Genomic DNA, 10,501 nt, shown 5'->3' with positions numbered 1-10,501 from the left:
GCCGGGGGACCACGACGATCTCGGGGGCGACGGGCGGCGGCTTGATCGCCGGGGGCACGGGCACCAGCTTCAGGCCGGCGATCTCTCCGTCCTGCGCCGCGACCACGGCGGCGAGTTCGCGCACGATGCCGCTGAGGAGACCGATCTCGGCGGTGACCTCCTCGACGCCGGCCGCCAGGGCCGCCGTGTCGGCACCGGCCTTCGCGTCGGGACCGGCCCCATTGGCCCGCACCTGCTGCTCGGCGATGAGGCGGGTCACGGATTCGAGGCGCAGGAGGCGCTGGGACAGCACGTCCACCTCGCCCGAGAGCTTCTCGCAGCGGGCGGACAGGGCCTTCGCCCGCCGATGGGCGAGGAGGGCGCCGGCACCACCGGCCGTGGCCAGTGCGAAAGCCCCGCTCAAGGGGGCGTAGACGGACAGCGGCGCCAGGGCGCCGAGTCCCAGGAGACCGAGGACCCACGGGCCGCCGCGCCGGCCGACGATCCGGGCCATCGGGATGATCTCACCTCAGAACGCATCTGCGATTTCGCGGCCGGCGCCGCGGGACGGCACCGGCCCGAGCACTCTTTGTCGCCGAGACGCCGAGTCCTCACAAGACGCGCCGCCCGTGGCCCACGACGATTTTTGCCCTGTGTGACCTGGGCTTTCCGCCTCCGCGCTTGCATCGCGTCCGCGCCGGATCAACATGGCCGCCGGGGCGCGTGACGACGAAAGGTCCCAGGACCATGAATCCGATGCAGTCGGACCTGCTGATGCAGGTGGACGGGATGACCTGCGACGGCTGCGCCGCGGCGGTGCGCCGGGCGATCCTGCGCCTCGACCCCGATGCCCGGGTGGCGGTGGACCTCGATCACGGCCGCGTCGCCGTCACCACCCGCGAGCACGGGGCAACGGTCGCGGAAGTCCTGACCCAGGCCGGCTACACCGCGATGGCCATGACGGGTTGACCCCATATGACGGGCTGATTTCAAACGAAATTTTGTCCGCCCGTTGAAAATTTCCCAAGCGCTTTTCCTTGCCCCTTCCATCAAACTGGTGTGATCGAACACAATGCGGTTCCGCGCGCGCCTCACGGCGCCGGGACCGCACACGCCAAACACGCGCCCTTCGGCGCGAAGAAAAAATCGGGAGAGACGAAGGCATGCCGTCAGACATCGAGATCGCCCGCGCGGCGACCCTGAAGCCGATCACCGAGGTCGCCGCCCGGATCGGCATCCCGGAGGACGCCCTCCACCATTACGGCCGGCACATCGCCAAGATCGACCACGACTTCATCAAGGGCCTGGAAAGCAAGCCCGAAGGCAAGCTCGTGCTGGTGACGGCCATCAGCCCGACCCCGGCCGGCGAGGGCAAGACCACCACCACGGTGGGCCTCGGCGACGCGCTCAACCGCATCGGCAAGAAGACCGTGATGTGCCTGCGCGAGCCGTCGCTGGGTCCCTGCTTCGGCATGAAGGGGGGTGCTGCCGGCGGCGGCAAGGCCCAGGTCGTGCCGATGGAGCAGATCAACCTCCACTTCACCGGCGACTTCCACGCCATCACGTCGGCGCACTCCCTCGCCGCAGCCCTCATCGACAACCACGTCTACTGGGCCAACGAGCTCAACATCGACGTGCGCCGCATCCACTGGCGCCGCGTGGTCGACATGAACGACCGGGCCCTGCGCTCCATCACCCAGTCGCTCGGCGGCGTCGCCAACGGTTTTCCGAGGGAGGACGGGTTCGACATCACCGTGGCGTCGGAAGTCATGGCGGTGTTCTGCCTGGCGCGCGACCTCGACGATCTCGAAGCCCGCCTCGGCCGCATCGTCATCGCCGAGACCCGCGACCGCAAGCCGGTGACGCTCGCCGACGTGAAGGCGACGGGCGCCATGACGGTGCTGCTCAAGGACGCCCTGCAGCCGAACCTCGTGCAGACGCTGGAGGGCAATCCCGCCCTCATCCACGGCGGCCCTTTCGCTAACATCGCCCATGGCTGCAACTCGGTCATCGCCACCCGCGCGGGCCTCAAGCTTGGCGACTACGTGGTGACGGAAGCCGGCTTCGGCGCCGACCTCGGCGCGGAAAAGTTCATCGACATCAAATGCCGGCAGGCCGGCCTGAAGCCGTCCGCGGTGGTCATCGTCGCCACCGTGCGCGCCCTCAAGATGCATGGCGGCGTCTCGAAGAAGGAACTCGGCTCCGAGAACCTCGAAGCCCTGGAGAAGGGTTTTGCCAACCTCGCCCGCCACGTCGCCAACGTGCGGAGCTTCGGCCTGCCCGTGGTCATCGGCGTCAACCACTTCTACGCCGACACCGATGCCGAGCACGCCAAGCTGAAGGAGCTGTGCCGCGACAGGCTCCAGGTCGAGGCCATCACCTGCAAGCATTGGGCGGATGGCGGCGCCGGCGCCGAGGAACTGGCCCAGGCCGTGGTGAAGCTGGCCGAGGGCGAGCAGAAGCCGCTTACCTTCGCGTACGAGACCGAGACCAAGCTCACCGACAAGGTCCGTACCATCGCGACGAAGCTGTACGGCGCCGCCGACATCCAGGTGGAATCGAAGGCCGCCACCAAGCTCGCCCAGTTCGAGAAGGACGGCTACGGCAACCTGCCCGTCTGCATGGCCAAGACCCAGTACTCGTTCTCCACCGACCCCAACCTCATGGGCGCCCCCGACGGCCACGTCATCGCCGTGCGCGACGTGCGTCTCTCGGCGGGGGCCGGCTTCGTCGTAGTGATCTGCGGTGAGATCATGACCATGCCGGGCCTGCCCAAGGTTCCGGCCTCGGAGGGCATCCACCTCGACGCCAACGGCCAGATCGAAGGCCTGTTCTAGGCCCAAAATCCGGAGGCCCTGGGGGCCTCCGGACACATCCTCACTGTGCGGGCTTCGGCGCGGTCTCGGCCGGGGGAGCTTCGCCCGGTGCGCCCGCCGGCATCGGCGGCAGCAGCACGTTCTTGGTGATGTTGCCCTCGGGGCCATACTCGCCGGCCACCGCGAGGCACGCCTGCTCGCGGTTGAGCTGCATCTGGTTCGACATCAGCGCGAAGATTGTCTGGACCCTCCCACCGAACGGCCCGCGCGGGCCGACATCGGCGGCGCGCGTCCCCTGCTTCTCGAGCAACGCGTCGAACTGATCGGCGCCGATGCGGTAGCCGCAGACATTGGCGGCGGCGAAGATGTAGGCGGCGAATTCCAGGGCCCGCGGCTGCGGCGCGTTGCGGATCTGCGCCTGCGCGGCGGCCGGCAGGGCGAGCGCGAGGCTCAGGGCAAGGGCGGAGCGTACGAGCATGGGGCGTTTCCTCGGATTGCGGCGGATTCTTAAGCTCCGCTTATGTGCCCGACGGAGATAGACCGCCCGCCCCCCGCCTCCAAGGGGCCGCGTCGCCTCAGCCCAGACTCCAATCGATGGGCGCGACCCCGTGCGCTTCCAGCCAGGCATTGGCCGCCGCGAAGGGCTGCGAGCCCGGAAAGTCGCGCTGGCGGTTGAGCGGCGAGGGATGCCCGGATTCGATGACGCCGTGGCGCGCCGTGTCGATGAGGGCGGCGCGCGCCCGCGCCTGGGCACCCCACAGCAGGAACACCGCCGGCGCCGCCCGCTTCGAGACGGCCTCCACGGCCTGATCGGTGAGCGAAGCCCAGCCGTAGCGCAGGTGCGCGCCGGACTTGCCCTGCTCCACCGTGAGGGCGGAGTTCAGCAGCAGCACGCCGCGCCGCGCCCAGGGAGTGAGGTCACCACCCGTCGGCTTGGCCGCCGCCTCCGGAAGTTCGGCCAAAATCACCTTGAGGGAGGCCGGCAGGCGCCGCGCGCCGACATAGGAGAAGGCCAGGCCATTGGCGTCGCCCGGCGTCGGATACGGGTCCTGGCCCAGAATCACCGCCTTGACCGCATTGAGCGGCGTCAGCGCCAAGGCGTTGAAGATGTTGTCCGGCACCGGCAGAACGGTGACGCCTTCGGCGATGCGCTCATCGACCCGCATGGCGGCGGTGTCGGCCGCGTCGCCGGAAAAGAACGGCAGTTCGAGCCAGGGCGAACCCGAGCGGCGAAACTGCGCGAGGGCGTCGGCGACGGGGCCTGTCATCGGCAAAGCATCCTCAGGGCGTCAGGATGCGCCCCTCGGAGGGAACAGCGAGGGGCGCGTTGGCCCGGATGTAGGCCATGACCGCGTTGGCGACGAGGGTGCCGTCGGTGCGGCCGATGAGGGTGCGCCCCCTGGCCAGTTCGCCGTAGCCGTTGCCGCCGTCGTAGAGGAAGTTGTTCGAGGCCACCGTGTAGGTCTTCTCAGGGTCGAGGGGCGCGCCGTCGTGGCTCAGGGCGACGATGCGGGCACCGACCGGGGCGGCAGGATCGACGGTGACGACGAGGCCGGAGACGTGCGGGAAGCGCCCCGCCGGGCGGCCGAACTCCGAGAACCCCGTCTCCAGGAGGGCGCGGATCTGCGCGCCCGTGAGCGCCACGAGGACCGTGGTGTTGCCGAAGGGCAGTTCCGTGAGGATGTCGCGGCGCGTCAGCACGTGGCCCGCCGGATAGAGGGTGTTGCCGCGGATGCCGCCGCCGTTGGTGATGGCCAGATCCGCCCCCGTGCCGGCGCGCAGGGCGTCGGCCACGAGGTTGCCGAAGCTCGCCTCGCGGACGCGCACGGCGGCGATGCGGCTGTCCAGCGGCAGGCGCGTCTCGCCGAGGGCAACGTCGAGTTCGCGGGACAAATCCCCTTCGAGGCGCCGGACCACCGCAAGGGTCTCGGGGTCCGGGACGACGCTGGCCGAATCATACACGCGAAAACCCGGGCGCCAGGTCACCGTCCGGGCCTTGCCCGACCCGGTGACCGTCACGGTGACGTCGATGGCGGTGACGAAATGGGCGTCGAAGCTCGATTCGACCATGACGGTCTGGCCGTCGTAGCGGAGCGCCAGGTCGTGGTCGTGCCCCGACAGAAGGATGTCGACGAGGCGCCCGGCGACGATGGCCTCGTCCGTCACCCGGCCCGTATGGCAGACGCCCACCACGAGGTCGGCGCCCTCCATGCGCAGGCTTTCCGCCTCCCGGGCCAGGGTCTCGAGTTCGGGGGCGAAGCGCAGGTCGCCCGACTGGGACTTGTCCGGCGTGCTGGCGAGGGCGATGCCGACGATACCGACCCGGATGCCGCCCAGGGTCGTCAGGGTCCGGTCGCGGAGTCCCGGCAGGGGGCGCCCGGCGCCATCGCGAAGATTGGCGGCGAACACGGGAAAGTTCGCCTCGCCCATGCGCCGGGCGAAGATCGCCGGACCGAAATCGAACTCGTGGTTGCCCGGCACGAACACGTCGGGCGGGGCGATGTTGAGGAGTTCGACGATGTGCGCGCCCTGGTCGAAGCCCGACATCAGGGACGGCGACAGGGTGTCGCCGGCATGGGCGTAGAGGAGCGGCACGCCGCGCGCCCGCTCGGCCTTCACGATGGCGTTGAGGCGGGCAAAGCCCCCGCGCCCCTCGGTCTCCGACATCCGGTAGAGGTCGTTGACGAGGAGCAGGGTAAAGGTCGGTTCGGGGACGGGGATTGCTGCCCGGGCCTCGGAGCCCATCCCGGCGGCGAGACCGGCGCCGAGCCCGAGGCCGAAGGTCTGGCGACGGTTGGGGCGCGGCATGGGACAGGTCTCGGCGGCTGGGGTTCCCGTTCTAGGCCAATTCCCGCGACGCGACGACGACGGAGCTCAGCGCGCCACGAAGGTGTCGCGCACGGCCTTGGCGTTCCGGCGCAGCATCGGCCAGATCCAGGCGCCGGACGCGAGGTAGGCGCCCGCCGGCATCGGCTTGAGGTCGACGGCGAGGCGCTCGGCGAGGCCCGGCACGGCGAGGTCTCCCATGGGCGCATCGGTCTTGGCGTAGACCACCGTGGTGTCCTCGCGCCAGTAGTCCGGATGCGGCACGAGGCCGGCCCGGCGCGCCGTGAGGTCGAAGGTCTCGCGCACGAAGCCGTGGACGTGGGCGAAGTGGAAGCGCTCGTGCGGCGGCTTGCCCGTGGCGGCCATGTTCGGCACCGCCGCGTAGAGCACGCCGTCGGGCTTGAGCCAGTGCGACAGGCGCGCCATCACGTCGGCCGGATCGCGCAGGTGCTCCATGACGTGGTGGGTGGTGATCACGTCGAAATGCCCGGCCGGGAAGCGCGCGTCGTCGGCGTCGTCCAGGACCTCGACGCCGTGCTGCGTGCGGGCATAGGCGGCGTAGTCCCTGCCCGGCTCGACCCCGATGGCCTCACAGCCCTTGGCGCGGACGGCCGCCAGGAACTCGCCGGACCCCGAGCCGAAATCGAGGACGCGGGCACCGGCTTTGAGCTTCGGCGCCAGGAGGTTGGCGCGGAACGTCGCCTCGCGGGCCGAGCGGTTGAGGTGGTTGCGCGGCGGGCCGCCGGCGAAGGCGAGCTGGTAATCCGCCCGGTAGGCGGTGGCGTAGTAGTCCGCCAGCTCCGCCGGGGTCGGCATGGGGTCCGTGCGGATGAGGCCGCATTGCTCGCAGGCGATGGAGCGCAGGGTCTTCAGCCGCCGGTCGGTCTCGGCCACCGTCACGCTGCGCGTCGAGCCGCAGAGATTGCAGGCGGTCGGGGCACCCGTATAGGGATAGCCCGTGAACGGCATGAAGTGGTTGAAGAAGTACCGGGGAGACGGCATGTCGCGCCCTAATCCATCGGGTGATGCTGGCAGGCCGCCTGCTCTAGATAGATATCCCCGCTGACACAACTTTGCCGCCCGCCCGGCGAGCCCGGAAACCCGATGACCGAACGCGTCGCCCCGACGTCCCTGCAGGACAGCATGCCGCTCCAGACCAGCACCGCCCCACTCCCCGCCGAGCATCCGCCCGTGCGCTGGGGCCGCATCGGCGTGCTCCTGACCAATCTCGGCACGCCCGAGGGCACGACCTACTGGCCCATGCGCCGCTACCTCAAGGAGTTCCTGTCGGATCGCCGGGTCATCGAGGTGCCGCGCCTGATCTGGTGGCCGCTCCTCAACCTCATCATCCTGACGAAGCGCCCGGGGCCGAAGGGCCGCGACTACGCCAGCGTGTGGAACAACGAGCGCGACGAGGGACCGCTCAAGACCATCACCCGGGGCCAGGCCGAGGGCCTGCAGGCGGCCATGGGCGATCAAGTCGTGGTCGACTGGGCCATGCGCTACGGCAAGCCCGAGATGGACAAGCGCATCCAGGCGCTCCTCGACCAGGGCTGCGACCGCATCCTCCTCGTGCCGCTCTATCCCCAATACGCCGCTGCCACCTCGGCCACGGCCTGCGACCAGGCGTTCAAGGCCCTGATGAAGATGCGCTGGCAGCCGACGTTGCGGGTCTCGGCGCCCTATCACGACGATCCGGTCTACATCGAGGCCATCGCCACCTCGATCCGCGAGGGCCTGGCCAAGCTCGACTTCGAGCCCGAGGTGATCCTGACCTCGTTCCACGGGGTGCCGAAGAGCTACCTCCTCAAGGGCGACCCCTACCATTGCCAGTGCGTGAAGACCGGCCGCCTCGTGCGCGAGGCCCTGGGCTTCTCGACGGACAAGATGCGCACCACCTTCCAGTCCCGCTTCGGCAACGAGGAATGGCTGCGCCCCTACACCGACGAGACCGTGCAGGAGCTGGCGAAAAGCGGCGTGAAGCGCATGGCCATCGTGGCACCCGGCTTCTCGGCCGACTGCCTCGAGACCCTGGAAGAACTCGACGGCGAGAACCGGCACTATTTCGAGGACAATGGCGGCGAGCGCTTCGCCTACATCCCGTGCCTCAACGACGGGGCACTCGGCCTCAAGGTGATCGAGACCGTGGTCCGGCGCGAATTGCAGGGCTGGCTGTAGTGTCCCCCGCAAAACGCCCGGCGACCGGTCGTTTTGTGGGAAGCACTTGGTCGCCAAGCCGGATTCCGGTTGCTACGAGGGCGCGATGACGAGGCGGGCGGACCCATGATGAACCCGGAAGCCGGCGGCGCGATCGCCGGCGGACAATCGCACGGCACGGCGCGCCTGCTCGCCCAGTTCGCGGATGCCGGCTACGGCGCCGTGACCCCGCCGGTGCTGCAGCCCGTGGAGCCGTTCCTCGAACTGTCGGGCGAGGACATCCGCCGGCGCATCTTCGTGACCCAGGATGCCGGCGGCGCCGAGCTGTGCCTGCGGCCGGAATTCACGATTCCCGTCTGTCGCCACCATCTCGCGCACGGCGCCGGGGCCTCGGCCGATTACAGCTATTGCGGGCCGGTGTTCCGGCTTGGCCGCGACGAGCCGGACGAGTTTTTGCAGGCGGGCATCGAATCCATCGGCCGCACCGACACGCCGGCGGCGGATGCCGAGGTCCTCGGCCTCGCCCTGGACGGTCTGTCCGCCATGGGCCGGAGCGACGTCGCCGTGCGCCTCGGCGACATGGGCCTCCTCGACGCCCTTCTGGACGCGCTCAATGTGCCCCCGGCCGCCAAGCGCCGGACCCTGCGGGCCATCGCGGCCGGGCGGTCCCTCGACGAGGTCACCAACGGCGTGCGCCAGGAGGACCCGCATGCGGGCCTGCTCGCGGCGATCCAGGGCCAGGACCCCAAGGGCGTGCGGGCCTTCGTCGAGGACGTGCTGTCCATCGCGGGCATCTCGCGGGTCGGCGGCCGCAGCGCTGGCGAGATCGCCGAGCGCTTCCTGTCGAAGGCCGCCGCCCAGGCGAGCGGCGGCGCCGGCCTCAACCCGGAGAACCGCGCCCTCGTCGAGCGCTACCGCGCCATCGCGGGCGACCCCGACGCCGCGGCGGCGGCCATGCGCGAGCTCATCCGCGCGGCCGGCCTCGACCATCCGCCCCTCGAGGCGGCGCTCGGTCTGTTCGAGGAGCGCACGGGCTTCATGGCCGCGCGGGGTCTCGCCGTCGAAAGCTTCGCCTTCTCGGGCGGCTTCGCCCGCAACCTCGACTACTACACCGGCTTCATCTTCGAGGTGACGGCAGCCGGTCCCGCTGGCCCGCCCCTCGTCGGCGGCGGACGCTACGACGGCCTCCTGCAGCACCTCGGCAGCCCGATCCCGGTGCCGGCGGTGGGCTGCGCCGTCTGGCTCTCGCGGGTCGCTCCTTCCGACATCTCCCATGGCTGAGCCGGCGCCGATGACCGATCCCCTCGTCCTCGCCGTGCCCTCCAAGGGGCGCCTGCAGGAGAACGCCGCCGCCTTCTTCGCCCGGGCCGGCCTCAAGCTCGCGCAGAACACCGGCGCCCGCGACTACCGCGGCAAGCTCGTCGGCGTACCCGGCGTCGAGGTGCGGTACCTCTCGGCCTCCGAGATCGCGGCGCAGCTGGCCTCCGGCGCCGCCCATCTCGGCATCACCGGCGAGGATCTCATCCGCGAATCCCTGCCCGAGGCACGGGGGCAGGTCGAACTGCTGACTCCGCTGGGCTTCGGACAGGCGACGGTGGTCGTCGCCGTGCCCCAGGCCTGGATCGATGTCCGCGCCATGAGCGACCTCGACGAGGTGGCGGCCGAGATGCGGGTGCGCCACGGCAAGCGCCTGCGCATCGCCACCAAGTACGTCAACCTCACCCGCCGGTTCTTCGCCGAGCACGGGGTCGCGGATTACCGCATCGTGGAAAGTCTCGGCGCCACCGAGGGCGCGCCAGCGGCGGGCTCGGCCGAGATCATCGTCGACATCACCACCACGGGCGCGACCCTCGCCGCCAACGCCCTGAAAATCCTCGACGACGGGATCATCCTACGCTCGGAGGCGAACCTCGTCGCTTCCCTCAACGCCGCCTGGGGCCCGAGCCCGCGCAATGCCCTGCGGGCCGTGCTCGGCCGCATCCAGGCCGAGGAACGGGCCCGCACCACCCGCGAGGTCCGTGCCGCCATGCCCGATGACGGTGACATCGATCTCGCCGGCATCTCCGCCCTGCACGACGCCGATCTGCCCTACGGCGCCCCCGAGGGCCGCGGCGAAATGGTGCTGCACTGCCCCGTCGACGCGGTGTTCGATCTGGCCGACGCCCTGGTGAAGGCCGGGGCCGGCTCGGTCAGCGTGCGCAGGATCGACTACGCCTTCACGCCGGACAACCCGCTGATGGACCGGCTTCTCGCCCGTCTGAGCTAGAGCCGTGCCCGATCCAGCGGGATCGGATCACGTCTCCGACGCCTTGTTCCGTCGTGCTCTCGTGCGACGAACCGGTCTCCCCTTCGCCGGAGGGCACCCTAGAGCGGGCCCTGCTTGGCGAACTCCGAGAACACCGCGCGCAGGGTCTTCAAGCGGCCGTCGTAGGCCTGAGTCAGGCAGGCGACATCCGCGCCGCAGGTGCGGCGCTCGGCGAGCCACGTTTCCTGGTCCTCGCGCAGCTTGGCGTTGCCGCCCATGGGCAGCATGGCGCGCAGGATCTCGAAGCGGGTGGACATCTCGACGTCGCGGTCGTTGAGGGCGAGGGTGGCGCAGATCGCCCTCTCGTCCGCCGCCTCGGCCTTGTCGCACGGGAAGCTCGCCGCCTGGGCGGTGCCGGTCGCCAGGAGGGCCATGGCCAGGCCGGCGAGGGCGGACGTCACGATCGGAGGCATGGCGG

10 protein-coding genes and 1 pseudogene are annotated in these 10,501 nt (G+C 70.3%); 5 read left to right on the top strand and 6 right to left on the bottom strand.

Annotated features, from left to right (window positions below):
- Positions 1-493: pseudogene (locus FV218_RS13165) on the bottom strand (diguanylate phosphodiesterase); the annotation flags it as partial.
- 233 nt (positions 494-726) lie between these two features.
- Between FV218_RS13165 and FV218_RS13160 the strand changes: the two are divergent.
- Together FV218_RS13160 and FV218_RS13155 are read left to right on the top strand one after the other, a co-directional pair.
- Positions 727-948: a heavy-metal-associated domain-containing protein gene (locus FV218_RS13160; RefSeq protein WP_147710064.1), complete on the top strand. Its 222-nt coding sequence runs from the start codon at positions 727-729 to the stop codon at positions 946-948.
- Between the two features lie 194 nt (positions 949-1,142).
- On the top strand, positions 1,143-2,816 hold the full coding sequence (locus FV218_RS13155; RefSeq protein ID WP_147710063.1) for a formate--tetrahydrofolate ligase: 1,674 nt from the start codon (positions 1,143-1,145) through the stop codon (positions 2,814-2,816).
- 40 nt (positions 2,817-2,856) lie between these two features.
- Here FV218_RS13155 and FV218_RS13150 read toward each other — a convergent pair whose 3' ends face one another.
- From FV218_RS13150 to FV218_RS13135, 4 genes are all read right to left on the bottom strand, one after another.
- Positions 2,857-3,273 (bottom strand): hypothetical protein, encoded by a 417-nt coding sequence (locus FV218_RS13150; protein ID WP_147710062.1) that lies wholly within the window; start codon positions 3,271-3,273, stop codon positions 2,857-2,859.
- A 97-nt stretch (positions 3,274-3,370) separates the two neighbouring features.
- Positions 3,371-4,063, bottom strand: a complete 693-nt coding sequence (locus FV218_RS13145) for a uracil-DNA glycosylase (RefSeq protein ID WP_147710061.1) — start codon at positions 4,061-4,063, stop codon at positions 3,371-3,373.
- Positions 4,064-4,076: 13 nt separating this feature from the next.
- On the bottom strand, positions 4,077-5,603 hold the full coding sequence (locus tag FV218_RS13140; protein ID WP_147710060.1) for a bifunctional UDP-sugar hydrolase/5'-nucleotidase: 1,527 nt from the start codon (positions 5,601-5,603) through the stop codon (positions 4,077-4,079).
- A gap of 66 nt (positions 5,604-5,669) precedes the next feature.
- On the bottom strand, positions 5,670-6,623 hold the full coding sequence (locus FV218_RS13135; RefSeq protein ID WP_147710059.1) for a class I SAM-dependent methyltransferase: 954 nt from the start codon (positions 6,621-6,623) through the stop codon (positions 5,670-5,672).
- A 102-nt stretch (positions 6,624-6,725) separates the two neighbouring features.
- Here FV218_RS13135 and hemH point away from each other — a divergent pair, with 102 nt between their 5' ends.
- The 3 genes from hemH (at position 6,726) to hisG (ending at position 10,044) form a co-directional block, all read left to right on the top strand.
- Complete coding sequence (gene hemH / locus FV218_RS13130) at positions 6,726-7,799, top strand: ferrochelatase (protein ID WP_147710058.1); 1,074 nt, start codon at positions 6,726-6,728, stop codon at positions 7,797-7,799.
- A gap of 105 nt (positions 7,800-7,904) precedes the next feature.
- Positions 7,905-9,059 carry an ATP phosphoribosyltransferase regulatory subunit gene (locus FV218_RS13125; RefSeq protein ID WP_147710057.1) on the top strand — a complete coding sequence of 385 codons (1,155 nt, stop codon included), beginning with the start codon at positions 7,905-7,907 and terminating at the stop codon, positions 9,057-9,059.
- Positions 9,060-9,069: 10 nt separating this feature from the next.
- Positions 9,070-10,044 carry an ATP phosphoribosyltransferase gene (gene hisG, locus FV218_RS13120; RefSeq protein WP_147710056.1) on the top strand — a complete coding sequence of 325 codons (975 nt, stop codon included), beginning with the start codon at positions 9,070-9,072 and terminating at the stop codon, positions 10,042-10,044.
- Positions 10,045-10,142: 98 nt separating this feature from the next.
- On the opposite strand, the gene FV218_RS13115 is transcribed toward hisG, so the two are convergent.
- On the bottom strand, positions 10,143-10,496 hold the full coding sequence (locus FV218_RS13115; RefSeq protein WP_147710055.1) for a lysozyme inhibitor LprI family protein: 354 nt from the start codon (positions 10,494-10,496) through the stop codon (positions 10,143-10,145).
- Between the last annotated feature and the right edge of the window lie 5 nt (positions 10,497-10,501).

Origin of the sequence: Methylobacterium sp. WL69, from assembly GCF_008039485.1 — a bacterium.
GTDB lineage: Bacteria > Pseudomonadota > Alphaproteobacteria > Rhizobiales > Beijerinckiaceae > Methylobacterium.
This window is presented reverse-complemented; position numbering and strand designations above follow the sequence as displayed.